This is a genomic window from Ignatzschineria sp. F8392 (genome assembly GCF_002252045.1).
Lineage (GTDB): Bacteria > Pseudomonadota > Gammaproteobacteria > Cardiobacteriales > Wohlfahrtiimonadaceae > Ignatzschineria.
Map to the genome: position 1 here is coordinate 178,032 of NZ_NEFF01000002.1, position 22,240 is coordinate 200,271.

The 22,240-nt window shown below is 44.6% G+C and carries 24 protein-coding genes and 1 riboswitch; of the genes, 15 read left to right on the plus strand and 9 right to left on the minus strand.

Annotated elements, in window-relative coordinates; genetic code table 11:
- Positions 1-96 precede the first annotated feature (96 nt).
- On the plus strand, positions 97-1,224 hold the full coding sequence (locus B9T19_RS05025; RefSeq protein ID WP_094567512.1) for a glycosyltransferase family 9 protein: 1,128 nt from the start codon (positions 97-99) through the stop codon (positions 1,222-1,224).
- Here B9T19_RS05025 and B9T19_RS05030 read toward each other — a convergent pair.
- Positions 1,217-2,362: a glycosyltransferase gene (locus B9T19_RS05030; protein ID WP_094567513.1), complete on the minus strand. Its 1,146-nt coding sequence runs from the start codon at positions 2,360-2,362 to the stop codon at positions 1,217-1,219. The two genes, B9T19_RS05025 and B9T19_RS05030, sit on opposite strands and share 8 nt — an antisense overlap.
- A gap of 224 nt (positions 2,363-2,586) precedes the next feature.
- Here B9T19_RS05030 and glyS point away from each other — a divergent pair, with 224 nt between their 5' ends.
- The 4 genes from glyS to rsmD all read left to right on the plus strand — a co-directional run bounded on the left by glyS (position 2,587) and on the right by rsmD (position 6,941).
- Positions 2,587-4,656 (plus strand): glycine--tRNA ligase subunit beta, encoded by a 2,070-nt coding sequence (gene glyS, locus B9T19_RS05035; protein WP_094567514.1) that lies wholly within the window; start codon positions 2,587-2,589, stop codon positions 4,654-4,656.
- 237 nt (positions 4,657-4,893) lie between these two features.
- Entirely contained in the window at positions 4,894-5,544 is a 651-nt protein-coding gene (locus B9T19_RS05040; RefSeq protein WP_304441079.1) for an HAD-IIIA family hydrolase, read from the plus strand.
- A 9-nt stretch (positions 5,545-5,553) separates the two neighbouring features.
- Complete coding sequence (locus B9T19_RS05045) at positions 5,554-6,339, plus strand: 1-acyl-sn-glycerol-3-phosphate acyltransferase (protein WP_094567515.1); 786 nt, start codon at positions 5,554-5,556, stop codon at positions 6,337-6,339.
- Positions 6,340-6,341: 2 nt separating this feature from the next.
- On the plus strand, positions 6,342-6,941 hold the full coding sequence (gene rsmD / locus B9T19_RS05050; RefSeq protein WP_094567516.1) for a 16S rRNA (guanine(966)-N(2))-methyltransferase RsmD: 600 nt from the start codon (positions 6,342-6,344) through the stop codon (positions 6,939-6,941).
- 25 nt (positions 6,942-6,966) lie between these two features.
- Here the strand turns inward: rsmD and B9T19_RS05055 are convergent, their stop codons facing one another.
- Positions 6,967-7,230 (minus strand): hypothetical protein, encoded by a 264-nt coding sequence (locus B9T19_RS05055; protein WP_094567517.1) that lies wholly within the window; start codon positions 7,228-7,230, stop codon positions 6,967-6,969.
- A 270-nt stretch (positions 7,231-7,500) separates the two neighbouring features.
- Here B9T19_RS05055 and B9T19_RS05060 point away from each other — a divergent pair, with 270 nt between their 5' ends.
- The 4 genes from B9T19_RS05060 to B9T19_RS05080 all read left to right on the plus strand — a co-directional run bounded on the left by B9T19_RS05060 (position 7,501) and on the right by B9T19_RS05080 (position 8,827).
- Positions 7,501-7,683, plus strand: a complete 183-nt coding sequence (locus B9T19_RS05060) for a hypothetical protein (RefSeq protein WP_094567518.1) — start codon at positions 7,501-7,503, stop codon at positions 7,681-7,683.
- A 55-nt stretch (positions 7,684-7,738) separates the two neighbouring features.
- Complete coding sequence (locus B9T19_RS05065; RefSeq protein ID WP_094567519.1) at positions 7,739-7,951, plus strand: hypothetical protein; 213 nt, start codon at positions 7,739-7,741, stop codon at positions 7,949-7,951.
- A gap of 323 nt (positions 7,952-8,274) precedes the next feature.
- The gene (locus tag B9T19_RS05075; RefSeq protein WP_094567521.1) at positions 8,275-8,514 is read left to right on the plus strand and encodes a hypothetical protein; all 240 of its coding nucleotides are present in this window, start codon (positions 8,275-8,277) and stop codon (positions 8,512-8,514) included.
- Complete coding sequence (locus tag B9T19_RS05080) at positions 8,489-8,827, plus strand: DUF2335 domain-containing protein (protein ID WP_158214355.1); 339 nt, start codon at positions 8,489-8,491, stop codon at positions 8,825-8,827. The genes B9T19_RS05075 and B9T19_RS05080 overlap by 26 nt, the downstream gene beginning before the upstream one ends.
- Positions 8,828-9,221: 394 nt before the next feature.
- On the opposite strand, the gene B9T19_RS05085 is transcribed toward B9T19_RS05080, so the two are convergent.
- Complete coding sequence (locus B9T19_RS05085; RefSeq protein WP_094567523.1) at positions 9,222-9,497, minus strand: hypothetical protein; 276 nt, start codon at positions 9,495-9,497, stop codon at positions 9,222-9,224.
- A 348-nt stretch (positions 9,498-9,845) separates the two neighbouring features.
- Here B9T19_RS05085 and B9T19_RS10590 point away from each other — a divergent pair, with 348 nt between their 5' ends.
- The 4 genes from B9T19_RS10590 (at position 9,846) to thiQ (ending at position 13,677) form a co-directional block, all read left to right on the plus strand.
- Positions 9,846-10,037 carry a hypothetical protein gene (locus tag B9T19_RS10590; protein ID WP_158214356.1) on the plus strand — a complete coding sequence of 64 codons (192 nt, stop codon included), beginning with the start codon at positions 9,846-9,848 and terminating at the stop codon, positions 10,035-10,037.
- Positions 9,993-10,117, plus strand: a riboswitch (TPP riboswitch). It overlaps the preceding gene by 45 nt.
- 116 nt (positions 10,118-10,233) lie before the next feature.
- Positions 10,234-11,220, plus strand: coding sequence for a thiamine ABC transporter substrate binding subunit (thiB, locus tag B9T19_RS05090; protein WP_094567699.1), 987 nt, complete (start codon positions 10,234-10,236; stop codon positions 11,218-11,220).
- 25 nt (positions 11,221-11,245) lie between these two features.
- Positions 11,246-12,838 carry a thiamine/thiamine pyrophosphate ABC transporter permease ThiP gene (gene thiP / locus B9T19_RS05095; protein ID WP_094567524.1) on the plus strand — a complete coding sequence of 531 codons (1,593 nt, stop codon included), beginning with the start codon at positions 11,246-11,248 and terminating at the stop codon, positions 12,836-12,838.
- Between the two features lie 170 nt (positions 12,839-13,008).
- Positions 13,009-13,677: a thiamine ABC transporter ATP-binding protein ThiQ gene (gene thiQ / locus B9T19_RS05100; protein ID WP_094567700.1), complete on the plus strand. Its 669-nt coding sequence runs from the start codon at positions 13,009-13,011 to the stop codon at positions 13,675-13,677.
- Between the two features lie 109 nt (positions 13,678-13,786).
- On the opposite strand, the gene B9T19_RS05105 is transcribed toward thiQ, so the two are convergent.
- The 6 genes from B9T19_RS05105 to hemE all read right to left on the minus strand — a co-directional run bounded on the left by B9T19_RS05105 (position 13,787) and on the right by hemE (position 20,068).
- Positions 13,787-15,235, minus strand: a complete 1,449-nt coding sequence (locus B9T19_RS05105) for a cytochrome c (RefSeq protein ID WP_094567525.1) — start codon at positions 15,233-15,235, stop codon at positions 13,787-13,789.
- A 3-nt stretch (positions 15,236-15,238) separates the two neighbouring features.
- Complete coding sequence (locus B9T19_RS05110) at positions 15,239-16,906, minus strand: GMC family oxidoreductase (RefSeq protein ID WP_094567526.1); 1,668 nt, start codon at positions 16,904-16,906, stop codon at positions 15,239-15,241.
- Between the two features lie 132 nt (positions 16,907-17,038).
- Complete coding sequence (locus B9T19_RS05115) at positions 17,039-17,506, minus strand: sugar dehydrogenase complex small subunit (protein ID WP_094567527.1); 468 nt, start codon at positions 17,504-17,506, stop codon at positions 17,039-17,041.
- Between the two features lie 494 nt (positions 17,507-18,000).
- Positions 18,001-18,414 carry a response regulator gene (locus tag B9T19_RS05120; protein WP_094567528.1) on the minus strand — a complete coding sequence of 138 codons (414 nt, stop codon included), beginning with the start codon at positions 18,412-18,414 and terminating at the stop codon, positions 18,001-18,003.
- Between the two features lie 124 nt (positions 18,415-18,538).
- The gene (locus B9T19_RS05125) at positions 18,539-18,991 is read right to left on the minus strand and encodes an NUDIX domain-containing protein (protein WP_094567529.1); all 453 of its coding nucleotides are present in this window, start codon (positions 18,989-18,991) and stop codon (positions 18,539-18,541) included.
- A 9-nt stretch (positions 18,992-19,000) separates the two neighbouring features.
- Positions 19,001-20,068, minus strand: coding sequence for a uroporphyrinogen decarboxylase (gene hemE / locus B9T19_RS05130; RefSeq protein ID WP_094567530.1), 1,068 nt, complete (start codon positions 20,066-20,068; stop codon positions 19,001-19,003).
- 427 nt (positions 20,069-20,495) lie between these two features.
- Here hemE and rpsB point away from each other — a divergent pair, with 427 nt between their 5' ends.
- The gene (gene rpsB / locus B9T19_RS05135) at positions 20,496-21,266 is read left to right on the plus strand and encodes a 30S ribosomal protein S2 (RefSeq protein ID WP_094567531.1); all 771 of its coding nucleotides are present in this window, start codon (positions 20,496-20,498) and stop codon (positions 21,264-21,266) included.
- An 85-nt stretch (positions 21,267-21,351) separates the two neighbouring features.
- Positions 21,352-22,218, plus strand: a complete 867-nt coding sequence (gene tsf, locus B9T19_RS05140; RefSeq protein WP_094567532.1) for a translation elongation factor Ts — start codon at positions 21,352-21,354, stop codon at positions 22,216-22,218.
- Positions 22,219-22,240: the final 22 nt, after the last annotated feature.

The window sequence follows — 22,240 nt, forward strand, 5'->3', positions numbered from 1 at the left end:
TATTCTTCCAATAACTTTTATAACTTTTATAACTTTTATAGTCTTATCGTTATAGACTAACTTTTAACTCTTTTTCTCTTAAAAATAATTATACCGATGAAATACACTCAAGTCTTATCTAATACAAAACTTCAAAAAACAGATCGAGTTCTATTTTTAATCCACTTAGCTATTGGTGATTACACCTATATGCAAAACATGTTTAGAGCTTTTCATCAAAAGTACCCTCACATAAAAATAGACTTATTCATATTAGAAAATCGCTGTACGGAAGATGCAAGCAAATGGCCAGCTCTCGAGAACTATGTAATCTACGATTGGTTGGAGACTTGCGGTTTTTATAATAAGATCTATCGTCGTAATTACGCTCCCAAATTCCTAAAAGAATCAATTGCAGAAGCCCACCAACAAAAATATCCGATAGTGATTACCCTAGGAACATTACAAGATGAACAAACAGAGATTTTAGGACGGAAAATAGCTGGAGAACAAGGGCTACTTGTCGGATTAAAAATTAATTTAAAATGGTATCGCTTTAAACACCATTTAATTAAAAGGCCATCATGGAGAGTTTTAGATTTAGCATTCTATAGCAAACCTTTAAAGCCTGGAGATCATATCAGTGCAGTTTATAACTCATGGGCAGAGCAACTTGCAGGTGTAACACTATCACCACAAGATAGACTACCATTTGTCGATATTCCTGAACAGTGGCTTAAAGCTGCTCAAAAACACCTCCAAAATTTAAAAATAGTAGAATCCTCACCAACGATCTTTATTAACTACATAGCAAAAGACCCTAAAAGGTCTTGGAAAGTAGAACAGGCTCTTAAGTTAGTCGAAATAATACGACAAAACGAACGGTTTCAAAAAACTACTTTTCTGATTAACACGCTACCCGAATTAATCTCATCATTAGACAAAAATATTAAAGAGCATAGTTTATCTAACACCTACTCATATAGTGCTACAGAAAATTTTTATCAACTCCCCGCTATGTTAAAACTTTCTGATTTGATAATTTCAGTAGAAACATCTGTGATTCACTTAGCCAATGCAGTTAAAACACCGGTAATAGCATTAATGAGGCAACGAACTCCTCACTGGGTTCCTTTAGATAAATCAATTTCAACGGTAATCTGGGTTCCTAAGAAAAAAGACAATATCGATAGTATTTCCCCTGAATTAGTTGCCAAAAATGTATTTAAAGCACTTACTATTTAAAGATTCTCCCGCGTTCTATACAGCCAATAAAATTATTTAAATAGTTACTCGTCTCATAGCCCTGAACACTTGCTTGAATCGCTTCGGGGCTTGGGAGTTCTAACTCGCCATCGAGGATCTTTTGGAGATATTCTCGGCTTTGAAATTCTTCATCCATCGGATAGAGCCAGCCATTTTTTCCAACTGTGATGAGATCTGCCGGGCCTGTCGGGCAATCGGTAGCAAGAACGGGAATACCGCGCATCATCGACTCAATAATAATGAGCGGTAAGCCTTCTCTAATAGAGTTAAGCAGTGTAACGCCGGCACTTTGCACCTGATCCCAAGCATCTTTCTGCCAGCCGTGGAAGGTTACCTTTTGCTCTAAATTGAGCGCCGTAATATGAGCTTTAAACTTCTCATCCCCTTCTGGATTTCCCGTTGAACCGAAGATATCGAGATGCCAATCACCTTTTAGTGAAACAAGATTTTCTAAGAGGGAATCGACCCGTTTAATATCACTAATACGCCCGATATAGACAAAGCGATTCTTATCTCGCTCCACCAATTCCGCAGCATCGACAGGATTATAGACAACGGTAACATTCTTCACTTTATAATCATCACGAAGTTCATCGGCAATGCCGTGACTAATGGCTAAATGGGCATCAAAAAGATCGATCTTTTTCGCCACTTCAATTGCGGTTGCTTCGCTACTTCCCGTTAAGGAGAGATGAATCCAGGAAAAGAGCGGAATTCCTGTCTTCTCTTTAAAGCGTTTTAAAAATGGATAGTTAGTCAAAAACTGTTTAGAGAGATCCATCGTAATTAAGGCATCGAGCTGATCCTTTGCCATCTCATCAAAAAGTTTATCGCCATTAAAACGAACATAAGTCTTTTGCAAAGCTCTAAAAAGCGTGCGCGGGAGAATCCCCTTCAACGCCATTATACTTTTAGGATAAGAGAGATATTTAAGATGCTTAAAATTTTTTGTAAAAGCATCATAACGGGGCTCATATAGACCATAAAAAAAGAGCTCGACATTCTTCGCCGGCATTGCGCGGGCAACAATTTCAAGCACCTTTTCAAGCCCGCCGGGGCCATCGTGGCGATTGCGAAGGAGTATTCCTATGCGAAGTGGTTGATTCACTTTATCCATTTAAACTTATGTTCCATGAAAATCATTAATTTAGATATTGATAGATTCTATCATCTATTACGCTGTTATAGGGGAGATATTACTGCTTTATCGATATCAATCATTCACTTTTTTAGATTTAAATAGAGACTACAATAAGTTGGGATAAACCAGCGAAATACGCTAAAATAACCGGTTATATAGGAACTATCGATTATTTCATACACTTTTTAGATGGAATCACAATGATTAAAGAGACGCTACTGATTGAAATTGGGACGGAAGAGCTTCCTCCACGAGCATTGAACAATTTATCCAACGCTTTTAAAGCGGGTATTGAAGCAGAATTGAAAGCGAAGAAGTTAGAGTTTTCAGAGATTAAAGCGTATGCTACCCCGCGTCGTTTAGCGGTTGTGATTTCGGATCTGCAATCGGAACAGGAAGATTATAGTAATGAACGTCGTGGGCCTGCGCTTCAGGCGGCGATGAAAGAGGGTGAGCCGACGCCGGCACTTTTGGGCTTTGCGCGCTCTTGTGGGGTTGATGTTGAGCAGTTGACGCTGCTTGAGACCGAAAAAGGGGCTTGGTATACCTTTAAAGAGGAGGTGAAAGGTGAATCACTCGCTTCCCTTCTCCCGGCGATGATCGAAAAAGCGCTCAAAGGTTTGCCGATTCCAAAACGGATGCGTTGGGCAGATCATGATTTTGAGTTTGTTCGCCCCGTTCGTTGGTTGGCGGTTGTTTATGGTGATGCGGTGATCGATATTGAGATCTTCGGCATTCAAGCGAGCAATGTGAGCCGTGGCCATCGTTTCCACACTACAGCACCGATTACTATTCCCCATGCAGATCAGTATGAGGCGATTATGGAGTCTGAAGGGCATATTATCCCGAGCTTCCATAAGCGTAAGGCGATGATTGAAGAGCAGATCCATGCCGCGACAAAATCGATCGGTACACCTATTATCAATGCCGGCTTACTTGATGAAGTGACGGCACTTGTTGAGTATCCTAAGGCGATGATTGGTCAGTTTGAATCCCACTTCTTAGATGTGCCACAAGAGGCGCTGATTATCGCGATGGAAGATCATCAGCGTTACTTCCCCATTGTTGATGAGCATGGCAAATTAGTGGATAAGTTCTGCTTTGTGAGCAATATCGTCAGCGAAGAGCCGGAAGCGGTAATCTCAGGAAATGAGCGGGTGATTCGTCCTCGCTTTGCGGATGCGGAATTCTTCTGGAATGAGGATAAGAAAAAGCCGTTAAGTGATTATTTAGCCGATCTTGAGAATGTTGTTTTCCAAACAAAGCTCGGTTCACAAGCGGACAAGATTCGCCGTGTTGCAACATTAAGTGAAGCGATTGCCGCAGAAATTGGCGCAGATACAGCATTAGTGGCTCGCGCTGCACGCCTTAATAAAGCGGATCTCATTAGTGATATGGTGCAAGAATTCCCCGAACTTCAGGGAACGATGGCGCGCTACTATGCTAATGTCCAAGGGGAAGATGCAGTTGTGGCAGATGCTTTAGAGCAGGTCTATTGGCCCCGTTTTGCCGGCGATCGCTTACCGGAGAGCAAAGAGGCGTTAGCATTGGGGCTTGCTGAGCGTTTAGATACCATTGTTGGCATCTTCTCTATTGGCGAGATTCCTACCGGTTCGCGCGACCCGTATGGGCTTCGTCGTAATGCACTTGCGGTATTGCGGATGTTGATTGAGTCGGAGTTGAATCTCGATCTACTAAAATTGATCCAAATTAGTGCCGATACTATGCCGGCAGAGATCGATGCGGAAAAATCTGTATCTACCATCTTCACCTATATCTTCGATCGTCTTCGTGCTTATTCGGCGGATCTTGGCGTGTCGAGTGATGTCTTTGCTTCGATCTCTGAATTGAAGTTGACCAATCCGCTCGATATCTACCATCGTCTCCTTGCGGTTGCGAAGTTTAAAGCGCTTCCAGAAGCGGGCACATTGATCGAGACCAATAAACGAATTCACAATATCTTAGAGAACAATCAATCAGAATCAGCATCAAGCGCTGTTTCGGCCTCTCTCTTAGAGAATGATTCGGAAAAAGCGCTCTACAATGCGAGCCAAGCGCTTAAAGAGGAGATCGGTAAGCTCTCTGCTGCGCGCGATTATCAGGCGATTTTACAAGCGCTAAGTAATTTAGCAACACCGCTTGCGAACTTCTTTGCCGATACAATGGTGATGGCGGATGATCTTGCGGTGCGTCAAAATCGTATTGCGCTTCTCACAGAGATTCGGGATTACTTTGAAACCGTCGCCGATATCTCAAAGTTACAGCTCTAGATCGAGATATCAAAACTAAAAGATGACGCGCTAAAAGATGATGCCCGAGATGATGCCCTGAGATGAGCTTAACTCTTTATGCTGAGTATTTAAGTAGCGAGAGTGACACTTAAGAGAGAGGCATCAGCGTAGAATCGATCAGCAGAGGGGAGCATTCAGATGAGTGGCTCCCCTCTCTCTTTCTGATTCAGATCATTCAGAGAACCTATTCATAAAGATAAGAGGATAAGGTAAAAGATGAGTAATAAGCCTATCAAGCCTATGGTGGAGCAGGATTTTGAAAAGGGGCGCCGGCTGCCCTTCCCCGATCTTGTGATTTTAGATCGTGATGGAGTGATTAATCAGGATTCAAGCGCCTATATCAAATCACGCGATGAGTGGATTCCGATTCCCGGCAGTTTAGAGGCGATGGCACGTTTGCATCAAGCAGGGGTGAAGATCGGCATTGCCACCAATCAACGGGGAATTGCGCTCGGGCTCTATGATCATCAAGCGCTCGAAGAGATGCATCAGAAGATGGCGGCGCTCTTAAGTGATGTGGGAGGCGCGATCGATGAGATTGCTTTCTGCACGGCGGATGATCCACTTCATCCCGATCGAAAACCGAATCCCGGCATGTTACTCACCATTATCAAAGCCCTTGATCTGCCCCAAACGAGTGTGATCTACTTTGTCGGTGATAAAAGCTCCGATGTGGCGGCGGCAGAGAATGCCACGTTGCAGAGTGATTATCGCGTTATTCCCGTTTTAGTCCGCACGGGGAATGGGATTAAGAGCGAAAAAAAGCTCAACGATCGAGAGCGACTTACTTATAATGATCTTGCATCGTTTGTGGATGCGTTACTATTTGATTCATCAGATTTATCAGCCCTATCAACAGAGGAGTAGTCATTGCGTATGATCACTTGGATTCGCTCACTTATAACCTTTATCGGCTTTCTCTTTATCTATCTTATTATCACGCCGGTGATGCTGATTAGTACTGTTCTGCTGACCGGTTCGTGGTATCGCAATGTGACGATCGCCTGGTCGAAGATTTTAGTGGGCTGGATGCGGATCGGTGCGGGTATCGATTATCGTATCATTGGTGCGGAGAACCTTCAGTATCTCAAAGAGCGCCCGCACTTTATTATCTCCAATCATCAATCAGCGCTTGAGACATTGATCTATACCATTATTCTCCCGCCCCACTCTTTTGTCCTTAAAAAAGAGCTTCTCTATATTCCCTTCTTTGGTTGGGGTTTGGCAAAGGCAAAGCCGATTGCGATCAATCGTAAAGATGGAAAAAATGCCTTAAAGCAGATCTCTACACAAGCAAAAGAGCGTTTTGCTGAGGGGCGCTCTGTCATTATCTTCCCCGAAGGGACACGTGTACCATTTGGGCAAGTAGTGCCTTTTAAGAAAGGGGGCTTTATTGTGGCCAAACAGTTAGCTGCACCAGTATTGCCGATGGCGATCAACTCCGGGATTGCGGCACCTAAAGGGCGTTTTCTAAAAGAGCCGGGGATCATCACCATTGTAATTGGCAAGCCGATTGAGTCGGAATCGCTCTCTACCGCAGAGTTAGCCAAAGAGACCGAGCGCTGGATTCGTGGCCATATTGTCCCCACACTCAATGTGAAAAAAGAGGCAACAGAAGCGGAATTAAAGGCCTTAACCGCGACAGAAGTAGAGGTGAAATAAGAATGAGAGATGCGGTACAAATTATCGGGGGTGAATATCGCTCCCGGAAGATTGAAGTGATCAATGCCGATGGCTTACGCCCCACCGCTTCTCGCGTTCGGGAGACACTCTTTAACTGGTTACAGACAACTATTCCCGGTGCATTAGTGATCGATGCTTTTGCCGGCACAGGTGCTTTAGGCATTGAAGCGCTCTCGCGCGGAGCGAAGATGGCGATCTTTATCGAAAAGGATGCCAATGTCTTTCGCACCTTAGAGAAGAATCTCCGCACGCTTAAAGTGCCGGAGGAGCGTTATCGCTTAATCAAAGGGAGTGCCTTAGAGGTTTTAACAGCAGGATCAAGCGGACATCAAGAACTCCTAGAATTAGCCACACAATATCCTCGGCAACATCTCTTCCTCGACCCGCCCTTCTTCCACGCGCTTTACGAACCGCTTCTTGAAGTTTTAACAGGGAATCCACTTCTCTCTACCCTCAGCTCCCTCTCCATTGAGATGCCGGTCAAAGCCAGCTTCAACCTAGAAACCACCCTCGCCCCACTCCAACTAAGTCGCGAGATGAAGACAAAAGAGAGTAAGGTGTTTCTCTTTAGAGCGAATTAAAACGGCTTATCAATAGCGGCGACATTTAAGTTAAATAGATTTCGCCAAGAAAACAGGTGGCTAAGAAAATAATCGGCATAATTCTCAACCCGCCGATAGCATCCCTCTCACGCAGAGCGATCGTCAGTGGGCTCTCTATACCGATCTTCGCGCCTTCTTTTTTAAGCTTAGCCACTCTCCGGGCTGTGGTCATATAGCGAATCTGCAACCAGATCAGCCATAAAAAATTGAGCACCTTAAATGATAGATAAAACTCATAGACAGATAAAAAATTGATAAATAAAAACATCTCCTCCTCTAAACTTCCCCGCCTGATTTAATTCCGTTAAAGCAGCTCTCGCTGCCATGCATCGCTTAAGAACTAAAATCGTCTCCACTTCATCAGATGACAATAATAGTAAATCGTTATAAGGTTGATCGACTATCTAACACCTTATTTTTAATGTTAAGTTTTAGAAGTAGTATATGTTGATGAAATCGACAGATCAATCAGACATGTTTAAAAAGCTGAGAAAAATCGACACGTTTTAACAATATGTTGATGGGATCGACATATAAAATGCGTTTACAAAAAACAGAAGCTGATGAGTTGCCGGTCCTCACTATTGCGCGCTTCCGAAGGTTACGCGCCGGCAAGGGCATCAAAGAGGCCAATTGGCGGGCATGCATCGGTGAAAAGAATGATATCGTTGGCTCCCGCCGTTCAACAGATTCTCTTAAGAATCATAAAATAATTCATTGAGACAAAAAAACTGATGAGTTGCCGGAGAATACCTCTGCATGCTTCCAAAAACTGCATGCCAGCAAATATCGTTACCTTAACGATTAATCATCTTGAGATAAAAAGTCGTTGCGTTGCCGGTCCTCACTATCGCGCGCTTCCGGAGGTTGCGCGCCGGCAAAAAGACATCAAAGATGCCAATCAGCGGGCATGCACCGGCAAAAAGAGCGATATCGTTGGCTCCCGCCGTTCAACAGATTCTCTTAAGAATCATAAAATAATTTATTGAGACAAAAAGGGCTGTTGAGTTGCCGGTTCTCACTATCGCGTTTTTCCATAAATTACGCGCCGGCAATAAGGCATCAGAGATACCGAATAGCGGGCATGCACCGGTGAAAAGAATGATATCGTTGGCTCCCGCCACACTATAAAACTTCCCATAATAAAAAAACACCTCCTAAAATAACAAAAGTCGGTTTTAATAAAAAAGTTAAGTATTCTAATACTTTCTTAATCTCAATTTGGGCTATATTTTCGGAAGATATATACTTAGAATATAAACAACTATCATAGTTCCATGTGACAACTATTTTAAATAGAAGGAGTTTAAACATGAGTAAGCTAAGTAATAAAATCTTAAACTGGTCTAATAAACTAATTAATTTCCCTGATATTCCCAGTACATCAACACACTATACAGATTACTTATCTTCCATTAAGCCGGCAAAAGTTAAATTAAGAAGTCCTGAAGAAGATATGCAAATTGTAGCTAAAGATATCGCAAAGGCTACGGCTAAAACACTGGCACATTATGGAGATGACTATAATGAAAAAGGAGATGACAAAAAGTGATAAGCCTAGTAAAACAAACCAAACCTCTTCAAACGAAACCAAAGATAATATAGTTACCGATGAAGTTGAAAGGATCACTCAAATAGCAACAAGTGATCTCCCAAGTGATATTAAAGAAGAGAAAATAAAAGAAACCCTTCAAATTGAGAGCCAAATTTTTTCTGGACCACTACCCCCTCCAATTTTATTAGAGGAGTATGAAAAAATTATTCCTGGTTCGGCAAAAGAGATTATTGAAATGTCAGTAGCTCAAAGAAAACACACCATGCAAATCATAGAGATAGAGACACTGACTTATAAATATAAAAAATAAGATCAACCTGCACTGATCAATTGCCACCCATTACTATCACGTTCTTTCAAGAAACACGCGCCGGCAAAAAGACATCAAAGATGCCAATTGGCGGGCATGCACCGGCAAAAAGAGCGATATCGTTGGCTCCCGCCGATCCAAAAATCTTCTTAGAGCAACTCGACATTTATCATGATGAAATATGTTGATAGGATCGACATATCTCTCGGATATGTTTAAAAAATCGGAAAAAATCGACACGTTTTAAGGATATGTTGATGGGATCGATATATTGAGAAATTAGAAAGTTTCTATCCAAACATTAAAAAAACCTCCGCTTGGGAGGTTTCTAACAGAGCTGCAAGGTATCAAAATCCCTTGAATTATAATAGAGCCATTTTATAGATCGCTAAAATTAAATCTTTGCTAGTAGCTCAAGACCTTCTTTATTATTTTCAAAACAGCGGTCGAAAGCTCTTTCTACTTGTTTAGAGTGATTATTTTCAGATAATGCTGAGCGTGGGTGCGCGACAATGTCTCTGTTTCTCTCAATTAAGATGAGACTATATTCCAAATCTAATTGATCGGTTAACTCTTGAATACGTTGTTGACTCTCAGCCGACATATATCTTTGCGTAAATTCTTTAGAAGAAATTCTCTTTTTATCTGTTTTAAGCACTTCAGTTTTCATATTTTCTCCCTTTAGCTTCAACCTATAATTTAATATTTATTGGAGATCTATTAAATAATAAGATCATATCTCGGCATAGGATAGATATCCTCTAACAATATAAGGGTAGCTCTCTTCTGCCATTACAAGGACGATTGAGGAAATTATTTTCTAAACACAATGAGGGATATCTGCAAATCAAGTTAGACTGCATATGTACAAATAAGTAATGATTAATCTCCCGGTATTATCGATGCCAAACCGCGGGCATGCACCGGTGAAAAGAATGAAATAGTTGGCTCCCGCCGTTCAACAAACCTTCTTAAGAATAATTGATCAAAATTAATTGAGACAAAAGAGGCTGTTGAGTTGCCGGAGATTACTATCGCACTCTTCCAGAAGCTACGCGCCGGCAATGGGGCATTATCGATGCCGGACCTCGAAAAGGTGCCGACATGGGCTTTTTACTTAATACCTTGTTCTGTTTACAGAAGTTATCAAAGCTTCTACAATAGCTCTATCTCAACGGGGTGCTGTTACTTGAGAGTCGGTCGAGTTTGATCGCTCAAGGAGAGCTGAGATTTCACCCGTCGAACCTGATCCGGACAATACCGGCGGAGGGATTTGAGAGTCGAGATGCCCGTGGGCTCTGCCTCAAATCCTGTGACATACTTACACAGGAGCCGTTATGACAGATATAACCCTTTCTTCCCCCCTTAAGCGTCTTTCCCACACTTTTGGTAGACCACTGCGTCGAATGCTTGTGACAGCTTCTATCGTGCTAACAGGATTCTCTCCATTGGCCTTTGCCGAAAAGCCGACCTTAACTGTCTATACCTACGATTCATTTGTGGCGGAATGGGGCCCTGGACCACTGATTAAGGAACGCTTTGAAAAAACGTGTGATTGTGAGCTGAAACTTGTCTCCCTTGGTGATGGCGTCTCACTCCTCAATCGCCTACGTATGGAGGGGAAAAGAAGTAAAGCTGATCTGATCCTCGGCCTTGATAATAACCTGATCGCAGCGGCAGAAGAGACCGAGCTCTTCACCCCGGCGAATATCGATCAATCAATGCTGAAACTCCCAATCGAATGGGAGAATAAGACCTTTATTCCCTACGATTATGGCTACTTTGCTTTTATCTACGATAAGCGCAAAATTCAAAATCCACCGACAAGTATGGATCAACTCTTAGATCCCGATAATCAGTGGAGCATTATCTACCAAGATCCACGTACAAGTACGCCGGGATTAGGCCTACTTCTCTGGATGGAGAAGATCTATGGGCAGGAGAGTGAATCTGCTTGGCAAAAAATGGCGAAAAAGACCGTTACCGTGACAAAAGGTTGGAGCGAATCCTATGGCCTCTTTCTAAAAGGGGAGAGCGATTTTGTCTTAAGTTATACCGCATCGCCCGGCTATCAGATGCTCTATGATCATGATGATAACTTTGCAGCAGCTCTCTTTGATGAAGGACACTATCTTCAAATTGAAGTGGCGGCGAAATTGAAGGCGAGCCCCCATCCGGAACTTGCCGATCAATTCCTCCAATTTATGTTAACGCCGGAATTTCAAGAGACTCTCCCGACCACCAACTGGATGTATCCGGTGATCGATATCCCGCTTCCTGCCGTCTATAATGCATTGCCCTTACCGGCAAAAGCACTGCTCTTTAGTGCAGAAGAGGTGGCAAAAGAGCGACAAAATTGGATCCGTATCTGGCAATTTGCCGTCAGTCGCTAACGATTAGATCACTATTAAACCGTTAATGATTAATCGACAACTGATTCCCGGGCTGTTGGCCTCATCGCTCTTGGTGATAGTGGCACTCCTTGCGTTTGGTGCGCTTTGGTTCTTCGCCCCTAATGTCTCGCTCAGTGAGATCTTAGGGGATCGCTACCTCTGGCATGTGATCGGCTTTACCTTCTATCAGGCGCTACTGTCGGCACTGCTCTCGGTCGGTCCGGCGATTTTACTAGCTCGAGCGCTCTATCGTCGCCGATTTGTCGGGCGCACATTGCTGCTTCGCCTCTCGGCAATGACCTTAGTCCTTCCGGTTTTGGTGGCGGTTTTTGGTATTCTCTCGATCTATGGCAAAAATGGTTGGCTTGCTACTCTTCTTCACTTTTTTGGGCTCGAATATCGCTTCTCCCCTTATGGGCTACAAGGGATTCTCCTTGCTCATGTCTTCTTCAATCTCCCCTTGGCAACGCGCATGTTACTGCAAGCGCTTGAAGGAATCTCGGTGGAGCAGAGACAGATATCGGCACAATTAGGGCTCAATGAGTGGCAACAATTTCGCATTATGGAGTGGCCCTATCTTCGCCGGCAGCTACTTCCGACCGCAGCGCTCATCTTTATGCTCTGCTTTTCAAGCTTTGCAACAGTCCTCGCTTTAGGGGGCGGACCACGCGCAACAACCATTGAACTTGCGATCTATCAAGCCTTAAGTTATGACTTTGACCCCGGAAGAGCGGCGATTTTAGCGCTAATTCAACTCTTCTTCTGTATCGGCCTGATGCTGATCAGCCAGCGGATCAATAGCGCCTTTGCCATTGGCACCACAACGCGCCGATCGTGGTTTGATCCTGCTGATAATCGTTTTCGACAGGTGCGAGATTTTGTGGTGATTATGATCGCCCTGCTCCTACTCCTACCGCCACTGATCGCCATTGTGGCAGATGGGCTCAATCGCCGAGTGTGGGAGGTATTGCAACAATCGGCTCTCTGGCAAGCCACCTTCACCTCACTCTTTATCGCCCTTTGTGCCGGGCTTTTAGCAGTAACTTTAACGATGATGCTCCTCTGGAGTAGCCGAGAATTGCGTCTCCGCCGAGCCGTTAAATGGGGGCAAGCGATGGAACTGAGCGGCCTTCTGATTTTAGCGATGCCGGGAATTGTATTGGCGACAGGATTTTTTATCCTCTTTAATGAGACGATCGGTATTCCCCAATCGCCCTATGCCTTAGTGATTCTAACCAATGCCCTCTTAGCGATTCCCTATGCCCTTAAAACATTGGAGAATCCGATGCGAGATCTTGCGGAGCGTTATAACCCCCTCTGCCACTCGCTTGCCATTAGTGGTTGGCGTCGGCTCTCCATCATTGAGCTTCGAGCACTTAAGAAACCGATCGCCCAAGCACTCGCCTTCGCCTCTGTTCTCTCCATTGGCGATTTTGGCGTAGTCGCCCTCTTTGGGAATGAAGATTTCCGTACACTCCCCTACTATCTCTATCAACAATTAGGCGCTTATCGCACCAATGATGGCGCAGTGACGGCGATGCTTCTACTACTGCTCTGCTTTATTCTCTTTACCCTCTTAGAAATGATCTCAGGACGCACCATAGAGGAGGAGAGATGATACAAGAAAGGATTTTAACGATGACGCAAGAGATGACGCCAGTGATGATTCAGCTCAACAATATCCACTACTATTTAAGACGCGCAAAGGGAGATCGAAAAGAGGACAAGAGTCATCACAAGATTGCTCACTCTTCCCACTCTGACGACTCTGCCCATGCGCCACTACAGATGCGCTTCGATTTTACTATCACACAAGGGGAGCGAGTGGCCATTATGGGGCCAAGTGGTGCCGGGAAGAGTACGCTCCTCAATCTGATCAGCGGTTTTCAATACCCGGAAAGCGGAAAGATCTACCTCAATGGGGAAAACTTCACCACAGCACCGCCGGCAAAACGGCCGGTTTCGATGCTCTTTCAGGAGAATAATCTCTTTAACCATCTCACCGTTCGCCAAAATATCGGCTTAGGGATCGCACCGACACTGCGCCTAAAAGCAGAGGAGCAGAAAACCGTTGCAGCAATTGCAGAGCAGGTGGGGCTTACAGAGTTTCTCGATCGCTTACCAGGACAACTCTCCGGCGGACAACGACAGAGAGTCGCCCTTGCTCGCTGTTTTATTCGGGAGCAACCGATTCTGCTACTCGATGAACCCTTCTCTGCCCTCGATCCGGCCCTGCGCCATGAGATGCTCCTCTTACTCGAAGAGCGTTGCCGTGCGCGCGATATCACCCTGCTGATGGTCTCCCACAATATTGAAGATGCGCATCAAATTGCGCCTCGAACGTTAGTGATCGATCGCGGAGGAATCGCTTATGATGGCGCCACTGAAAAGCTCCTTAGCGGAGAAGATCCTGCTGCGCTACTATTGGGAATTACCCAACCCCCCAATAATTCCTAATAATCCAAAATAATCCGAGACAACCCAGCATAGAGATAAATGAGATTCAAAAAAAGAGTGCCACCCTATGGATAGCACCCTTTGATAACACTCTTTGATAAACGCCTTATTAAGTACGCGCTCCTTTTCGGCGGAAATGCACCACGCCCCAGATAATGAGCAGAAGCAGAATCACTCCGCCGATCGCCATTCCCGGTAGCATAAAGGGTTGCGCCTTTAAAAGTAACGGTGCCGGACCGCCTAAACGAACCTCGCGCACCATCTCTGGTGTAATCTTCACCGATTGATTTCCATACTTTTCATAGACAAACTGTACAATTCTAGCGATCTGGGTATCATCTAACGCCTGTGTCGGTGAGTTGACCCCAAAGTTAGGCATATAGTAACGGGTCTCCCCAACCTTACGATCAACCCCATTGAGGATCGCGGCAATCGCATTACTCGGATTGTAATCACCTGTTGCCGTATTGTGGTAGAGCGAGGGATAGAACTGCTCAGGCGTTCCACTGCCATCATTTTGGTGACAAGATGAACAGTAAGCACTATAGAGGCTCTCCCCACTCTTTAGAGTGTGATAGGCATCAACAGGCTCTGTTCCTCGAAGGAGAATATCCACATCAAATGGCGCACCGTAACTATCTCGCGGTGCTTTCTGCTCACTACTCTCGATCGCTTTTACACTGCGAATATAGGTCGCAATCGCTTGAAGATCCTCGATCCGAAGATGTTGGAAACTATCGGAAACAGCTTCTGCCATCGGCCCGCCCGCTTGTGCTTTGCCATCAAGAAGCCCTTGCTGAAGATAGGTGACCAGATCATCTTGAGACCAATTACCGATCCCGGCATTGATGCTTGAGGTGATATTAGGGGCATACCATGAACCAAGCTGTCCGCCGGCAAGGTATTGACTCTTCTCCTCCCCCATCATCATATCCCGGGGTGTATGACAGGTACTACAGTGAGCAAGTGCCTCTACAATATAAGCCCCACGATTCCACTCATCACTCTGTGAAGTATCTGGCTGAAAAGGGCCTTTATCGAGAAAGAGTCCATTCCAAACAATCATCATCGAACGCATATCGAATGGAAAAGGGAGATCTGTATGATGAGTCGGCGCTATATCTACCGGTGTAACTGCCGTCATAAAGTAGGCGTAGAGATCAGCGATATCTTCATCTTTCAGCTTTGTGTAAGCAGTATAGGGCATCGCCGGATAGAGATGCTCACCATCGGCGCGAATACCTTTACGTAAAACATCCCGAAATTGTGCAAGGGTATAGTTACCAATACCATACTCTTTTGAGGGTGTGATATTACTGGAGTAGATATCTCCTAAAGGCGAGCTTACGGCATAACCGCCGGCAAAAGGTTTCCCATTCTCGGCAAAGTTGGTGTGACAGGCCTGACAATCCCCTAAAATTGAGAGATACTCCCCCCGCTTTGCATCACCGGTTATCGTACTAAGATCGCGCTCCCCCGTTGCCATCGCTATAGTTGGCAGCATTGTGGCAAAAGAGAAAGAGAGTGCGAGAAGGAGTGATTGTGATAATTTTTTCATAATTTACTCCAAACTTTTAAGTAGATCATCAGCAGCACGAAGACCGAGCGCCGCCATTGAGAGCGTTGAGTTGACAACACTTGAGGAGGGCATCGCACCGCCACCAGGAAGCCAGAGATTATCATGATCATAGGTTCGACAATAACTATTGACCACTCCATTTTGAGGCGTATCCCCCATAATATTGCCTCCCATAATATGGTTATTAGGGACAAATTCTGTGGTCACAACCACCTCTTGCCCTTTAAAGAGTGCGGCAATCTCTCGCAATTTCTCCTGCGCCGCAATACGACCACGACGCGTATAATCCCCCACATCGTAGTAGATATCGGGGCAAGCTAATCCCAGCGCATCTTTACGTGTTTTACTCAGTGTCAGACGATTCTCTTCTGAGGGGAGGACTTCGAGCATAATATCCCAATAAACAGAGTGGGTGGTTCGCTCACGAATTTCCCGCTGTAGCGCCTTCCCTTCATACCCCTTCTCAAGCGCCACCTGCGTTTCGGCAAGGTTTCGATTAAGGTTATTCATAATAATTAAGAAAGCCGCATGATCTCGGCGGAAGCTCCCATCGCGATAACCTACCATTGCGGCACTCTGCGCCGGACCTCGACCTACCCAGAGCGGATCTTTCGATTGGAAAGAGCAGTGAATGCCGGAGTGATCCATCATATTTTTCCCAACTAAACCAGAACTATTGTTGGCAATACCATTGGGATTGCTCTCATTTGCGGCAAGAAGTAGTAGGCGCGGCGTTTCAATACCATTACAAGCGAAGACAAAGCGTTTACCACTCACCTTGTGAGATTTTTTCTCCCGATCATAGTAGTGAATCGCGGTGATACGATTATTTTCATCATTATCCACACGATAGACGACCGTTTCGGAGAGAACCGTTGCTCCATTACGCTCTGCACGAACTACATGATGAATCCCGTTATACATCGCACCAATGGGGCAGATCGGCATACAGTTATTATTACCGCAACAGACGGGACGCTCCTCCCACACTCGTGAACTTCGCCCTTGTGGAATGGGAACAAGATGGCAGCCAAACGCATTAGTCGTTGCCGCAACTGAACGCTCAAAGTAGGACCAGGGAATCATCTCCATGGGATAGGGACGACTTCGCTCCGGTGGTGATTGCATCTTAGGATCACGCGGTCCGGCGACACCGATCTCATACTCTGCACGGGTATAGTAGGGTTCAAGATCATCATAGGTGATCGGCCAATCTCGTCCCACGCCATAGAGCGATTTCATCTTAAAATCGTGAGGGGCATGGCGCCAACAGGAGGCTGCCCAGTGCCAAGTGGTTCCCCCTACCGTTTTGAGATAATCTTGTGCATAAGCTGCGGCATTGGGGCCGGAGAGCTGAAGATATCCATTATCGGGGAAGTAATCGGGGAAAGGCGCATTGGGAGATTGTGGATAGAGGCTCTGATAATCGATCCCTGCACGATTCTTTTCCGGCATATTGCGAGAGTTCTCAACAATCTGCCCCCGCTCAACACGAAGACCGGCATCAAGCAGGAGGACGCTATGCCCCTTTGCGGAGATCTCCGTTGCCATCATCGCACCCACAATTCCACTACCGACAATCACAACATCGGCTTCCCAATCCCCATTTGCTAACTGCTTTGCGCTATTTGTTACTCTATTTTCTGCCATATATTACGCCCTCTTTCTTCTTATATTTATCTTCTTGTACTTATCTTCTTGTACTTATCTCTTGTACTTATCTATTTATGAGCCTTATTGGCTCTCTTATTGATCCCTATTGGGTCGGATATCTCAATCGACTTAAAAAGTGATAGGGAAATCGGGTTCTTTAGTAATTCCCGGCGGTAGTGCTTTAAACCAGAGCTCACCGCGGAAACAGTAGGTAGGCGTCGGAAGACCATCTGCCGTAGGGCGATACATAAAAGCATCCTTATAGGCGATCACCCGGACCTGCCCTGCCTCATTAGGACCGACAGTGCCGGTATACCAAGAGTGAAGAATCTTCTTCTGAAGAGCGCGATTGCTAGCAAATTGAGGGGCTTCATCGGGGAAAAGTTCTAGAAAAGCGGCAAGATAACGTGTTCCTAACTCTCGATTGAGCGTTTCATAGCCGGTTAGTTTTCGCGAAAGATCTAAAAATGCATCGAGATGTTGCTCCACAAGCGGAGAAGCTACCTGTGCCATAGAGAGTGGCGGCAAAAGGGAGGTAGAGAGAAGAAGACCGCCGGCATAGATAAAGCGGCGGCGAGAGAGATCAGCTCGAATCATAGAGGCCTCACTTCAGGTCGGTACCACGATATTGCCCTATCAATGGTCTCATCAATCATCTCATCAATGATTGTTTGATAGATTGAATATTGGAAGCATCGGATACAAAAGGGTTAAGTGGCTATCTTCAATATCTATCATCCATTAACTGATCCATCGATCCATCGATCCATCGACAATGATTAACTCATTAACGAATGAATATATTATCGAATTAATCGCCAATTATTTCGTTAATGGTTTTATCAATGGTTTCGTTAATAGCTTCGTTAATGGTTCTATTAATGATCTATATTAAAAACAGATGAAGCCCCATTTAATCACACCGCTAGAAAATAGAATAGAACTCTATTTATTAAAATATTTAATAGCTATTTTATATTGATAGCCGATCTCTATTAACTCTCTTTTTATTAGAGATTATCTTATTTTAGCTCGATTTTATCAGCTGATTGCCACTGATATTCGAAGAGTATTCCAGCATTGCGCTGCGGCTAATTCTCTGCCGGTATAATTTCACCATCAATCAAGGGGACCTGATACTCTTCCCACAACTTTTTGATGCGTTCAAAGAGGATTAAAGGATCGGCCTTTTTACTAATAATGCCTAAGAGCGCCGGCGGGCGAGGAAGAGAGTGCAGCACTAGACGATCATTTTGCGTCACAATAATGCCGGGAACCTCTTTCGGAGCGAGCTGTTTCTGTAGGAGATCTAAAGTCTCAACGCCAGTGATAACAGGAAGGATCAGATCCACAACAATAAGATCGGGCGTATAGCCGGCATTTAAAAGGCGAGCAGCCTCTGCATAGTGAAAGCAATATTGACATTGATCCTGCGAGAAGAGCACACGAAATTTCTCCTGCAATGTGGCATCTTCCGTTACCAATAGAATATTTTTCAATAACATTCTTTAAGCCTCCAAATAGAGAGTGCCGTAGCATTTGCCCGGCACTCAGCATCTTATCTGCAATCATTTAGGGATCGCTCTAGAGATGAATAATTGATCTTAAATTGGGAACCTGCACACCGCTCTAACGACCGCCGGAGATTCTTCGATCATACGCTAAAAAGGTATCTGACCAGAGAATCACCTCCTGCACACGGGGTGTCACTCGGCGCAACGCTTCTGCACGCGTAACCCAAGCCCATTCGCTATGTTCAGGACGCCCAAGATCGGGATTGATCGGCAAGCGAATACCGCGTCGTTTCGTCTCTGCAAGATAGTAACGCGCAACCTTTTTACCGCGAAAGTAGGGATCTGTCTCAAAGTAGTCATAGCCCCAGGGGAAGGTGAGGTCACGAATTGTTGTCTCCTCACGAACCTCCCGCAGTGCTGTCTCTAAGGGCTTCTCTCCCGCTTCGATCTGACCTTTAGGGAAATCCCAAAAGTTGTAAGCTCGAAGCAGAAGGTAGCGAAACTCTCGTCTATCCCATCGTACGATGACCGCTCCACAAGATAAAATCTCAGGAGGACTCTGTTTCATCTTTAACCTTTAGTGGTACTCAGGGCTAAACTCACGAACAGCGTCAACCATTGCTTTAACATTCTCAGGATCGATTCCCGGATGAATCCCATGACCTAAGTTAAAGATATGGCCTTCATCTGCAGCCACTTTACCAAAGCCGGCAAGTACCTTCTTCACATTTTCACGCACGATTTCAGGCGTTGAGTAGAGAACACCCGGATCCATATTCCCTTGAAGCACAACCTGCTTACCTACTAAAGCTTTCGCTTCAGCAATATCGGTCATCCAATCTAAACCTAAGCCATTAGCACCAATAGCCGCTTGCTCTTTAAGCCACATGCCCCCATTTTTCGTAAAGACGATTGAAGGGATCTTCTGACCATCATACTCCGTGATAAGGCCGGCAAGGATCTTCTCCATATAACGGAGTGAGAACTCTTGGTAATGCTCTTTCGATAAGATGCCGCCCCAAGTATCAAAGATCTGAACAGCCGCTGCACCATTTTTAATCTGGGCGTTGAGGTAGTCGATCACGATATCGGAGAGCTTATCGAGCAGTTGATGCATCTCTCTTGGATGCTCATACATAAAACCGCGCACCTTACCAAAATCTTTACTACCGCCCCCTTCAATCATATAGGTAGCGAGCGTCCATGGGCTACCGGTAAAACCGATCAATGGCACCTCATTCTTTAACGCTTTACGAATCGTTGAGACCGCATTCATTACATAGCCTAAGGAGTCTTCCACATCAACAACTGGAAGTTTAGCAACCTGTGCAGGATCGGTGATCGGCGTTTCAAAGACAGGACCTTTCCCAGGGACAAAGCTTAAACCTAATCCCATAGCATCAGGGATTGTTAAGATGTCAGAGAAGAGAATCGCAGCATCAAAACCGAAACGATCGATCGGCTGAAGGGTTACTTCGCACGCAAGTTCAGCATTACGGCAGAGCGCCATAAAGTCACCCGCTTGTGCGCGCACTCGGCGATACTCTGGTAGATAACGCCCTGCTTGACGCATCATCCAGACAGGAGTTCTATCTACTTTCTCTTTTAAAAGGGCACGAATAAAACGATCATTTTTATAAGTCATTGTTCTGTCCTAACACTTAGTTTATATCTAATTTATATCGGCACGATTATATCATATCCCCCTTTTCTCCACTCTCTTTATTATTTTAAATCGCTAGCTTATAAGGCTTTTTTGGACTATAATACGGGGCTTGCTATTTTGATTACTTTCTACTCATCGAATCACTCATTGAGAGGGGTAACAAGGGCAAAGAAGGCTGGATTAACCCTTTTTATGACCCATAAACGGAAGGGCTATTCCGGTAAAATTTAACTTAAACTACTCACAGATGAAAACTCCTAGACGGGGGTGCTCTGTAGCTCTTAACTTCTCAATAACACTCCTTCTTCTTCAAAAAGAGCGTGTAGAGAGGTGCCCAAGAACTACCTAGAGTTACGTCTTAGGAAAATCTGGAGGCTTAACCCTAAATTTACAAAGGAAATTATATATGTCACAAGTTTCAATGCGCGATATGCTCGAAGCGGGCGTTCACTTCGGTCACCAAACTCGTTTCTGGGACCCAAAAATGAAACCTTACATCTTTGGATCACGTTCTAAAATTCATATCATTAACTTAGAAGAGACTCTTCCTATGTTTAATGATGCGATGAACTTTATCTCTAAAGTAGCTTCACAAAATGGTCGTATCCTTTTTGTAGGTACAAAACGCGCAGCATCTGACATTATCACAGAGCAAGCGAAACGTGCAGGTATGCCTTACGTTAACCATCGCTGGTTAGGTGGTATGCTGACTAACTTCAAAACTGTTCGTAACTCAATTCGCCGTCTTCGTGAAATCGAAGAGATGCAAGAAGATGGTTCTATCGAGCGCTTGACGAAAAAAGAAGGTATTTTATTAGAGCGTGAAGTTGCGAAGCTCGAAAAAAGCCTTGGCGGTATTAAAGATATGCCTAATATTCCGGATGCGATCTTCATTATTGATGTTGGCTATGAGAGCAACGCAGTAGCTGAAGCGAAAAAAATGGGTATTCCGGTAATCGGTGTTGTAGATACAAACAGCTCACCAGAGAATATCGATTACGTTATTCCTGGTAACGATGATGCTATTCGTGCAATTCAACTCTATGCAACAGCAGCAGCTGACGCGGTTATCGAAGGCCGTGGTTCAAACGCACAACTGATCTCTGAAGATCTTCAAAAGAAAGATCAATTCGTAGAAGTTGAAGAAGTTGTAGTGGTAGAAGAAGCCGCAGAATAATCAGTAAGGTTAAGCGCTCATCTCGGTGGGCGCTTCACTTTATCACCAATTTCCGATTCACTTTTCATTTATTAAGGTATTTATAATGGCGACAATTACAGCAGCTATGGTAAAAGAACTCCGTGAACGTACAGGTTCAGGGATGATGGAATGTAAAAAAGCGCTCACCGAAACTAACGGCGATATCGAAGCAGCAATCGAATTAATGCGTAAAAGCGGTCAAGCAAAAGCTGATAAGAAAGCAGATCGCGCAGCAGCAGAAGGCGTTCTTTTAGTTCGTAACGATGACAAATTTGGTGTAATCGTTGAAATTAACTGTGAAACTGACTTCGTTACTAAAAATGAAGACTTCATCGCATTCTCAAACAAAGTAGCGGATATCGCATTTGAAAAGCGTGCAAACACAATTGATGATTTAGCAGATATCACTGTTGATGGTGTATCTCTTGATGAAGCACGTAAAAACCTCATCGCTAAGATCGGTGAAAACATCACTGTTCGTCGCGTAGCAGGTCTTCATGCTGAAGGTCGTATCGGTGCTTATGCTCACGGTATCCGTATTGCGGCACTCGTTGACGTTGAAGGTGGAAATGAAGAGCTTCCACGTGATATCGCAATGCATATTGCTGCATCAAACCCTGTATGTGTTGATGCATCAGGTGTTCCTGCTGAACTCTTACAAAAAGAGCGTGATATCTTTACTGCACAAGCAGCAGAGTCAGGCCGTCCTGCAGATATCCAAGAAAAAATGATCGAAGGTCGTATCCGTAAGTATCTTGAAGAAGTTACTCTTGTCGGACAAAGCTTCGTGAAAGATCCTGATATGACAGTTGAAAAACTTCTTAAATCAGAATCTGCAAAAGTAAACGCATTCGTACGTTTAGAGCTTGGTGAAGGTGTTGAGATTGTTGAATCAGACTTCGCTGCAGAAGTTATGGAACAATTAAAATAGATCTCTATAGATCAGAGCTGAT

Coding starts and splice junctions, on each gene's coding strand:
- B9T19_RS05085 (WP_094567523.1), bottom strand. CDS start 9,497: ATGAAAACTGAAGTGCTTAAAACAGATAAAAAGAGAATTTCTTCTAAA.
- B9T19_RS05040 (WP_304441079.1), top strand. CDS start 4,894: ATGAGTAATAAGCCTATCAAGCCTATGGTGGAGCAGGATTTTGAAAAG.
- B9T19_RS05055 (WP_094567517.1), bottom strand. CDS start 7,230: ATGTTTTTATTTATCAATTTTTTATCTGTCTATGAGTTTTATCTATCA.
- B9T19_RS05065 (WP_094567519.1), top strand. CDS start 7,739: ATGCCAGCAAATATCGTTACCTTAACGATTAATCATCTTGAGATAAAA.
- B9T19_RS05075 (WP_094567521.1), top strand. CDS start 8,275: ATGAGTAAGCTAAGTAATAAAATCTTAAACTGGTCTAATAAACTAATT.
- thiP (WP_094567524.1), top strand. CDS start 11,246: ATGATTAATCGACAACTGATTCCCGGGCTGTTGGCCTCATCGCTCTTG.
- B9T19_RS05025 (WP_094567512.1), top strand. CDS start 97: ATGAAATACACTCAAGTCTTATCTAATACAAAACTTCAAAAAACAGAT.
- rpsB (WP_094567531.1), top strand. CDS start 20,496: ATGTCACAAGTTTCAATGCGCGATATGCTCGAAGCGGGCGTTCACTTC.
- thiB (WP_094567699.1), top strand. CDS start 10,234: ATGCTTGTGACAGCTTCTATCGTGCTAACAGGATTCTCTCCATTGGCC.
- B9T19_RS05080 (WP_158214355.1), top strand. CDS start 8,489: ATGAAAAAGGAGATGACAAAAAGTGATAAGCCTAGTAAAACAAACCAA.
- tsf (WP_094567532.1), top strand. CDS start 21,352: ATGGCGACAATTACAGCAGCTATGGTAAAAGAACTCCGTGAACGTACA.
- B9T19_RS05045 (WP_094567515.1), top strand. CDS start 5,554: ATGATCACTTGGATTCGCTCACTTATAACCTTTATCGGCTTTCTCTTT.
- thiQ (WP_094567700.1), top strand. CDS start 13,009: ATGCGCTTCGATTTTACTATCACACAAGGGGAGCGAGTGGCCATTATG.
- hemE (WP_094567530.1), bottom strand. CDS start 20,068: ATGACTTATAAAAATGATCGTTTTATTCGTGCCCTTTTAAAAGAGAAA.
- B9T19_RS05110 (WP_094567526.1), bottom strand. CDS start 16,906: ATGGCAGAAAATAGAGTAACAAATAGCGCAAAGCAGTTAGCAAATGGG.
- rsmD (WP_094567516.1), top strand. CDS start 6,342: ATGAGAGATGCGGTACAAATTATCGGGGGTGAATATCGCTCCCGGAAG.
- glyS (WP_094567514.1), top strand. CDS start 2,587: ATGATTAAAGAGACGCTACTGATTGAAATTGGGACGGAAGAGCTTCCT.
- B9T19_RS05030 (WP_094567513.1), bottom strand. CDS start 2,362: ATGGATAAAGTGAATCAACCACTTCGCATAGGAATACTCCTTCGCAAT.
- B9T19_RS05115 (WP_094567527.1), bottom strand. CDS start 17,506: ATGATTCGAGCTGATCTCTCTCGCCGCCGCTTTATCTATGCCGGCGGT.
- B9T19_RS05105 (WP_094567525.1), bottom strand. CDS start 15,235: ATGAAAAAATTATCACAATCACTCCTTCTCGCACTCTCTTTCTCTTTT.
- B9T19_RS05125 (WP_094567529.1), bottom strand. CDS start 18,991: ATGAAACAGAGTCCTCCTGAGATTTTATCTTGTGGAGCGGTCATCGTA.
- B9T19_RS05120 (WP_094567528.1), bottom strand. CDS start 18,414: ATGTTATTGAAAAATATTCTATTGGTAACGGAAGATGCCACATTGCAG.
- B9T19_RS05060 (WP_094567518.1), top strand. CDS start 7,501: ATGCGTTTACAAAAAACAGAAGCTGATGAGTTGCCGGTCCTCACTATT.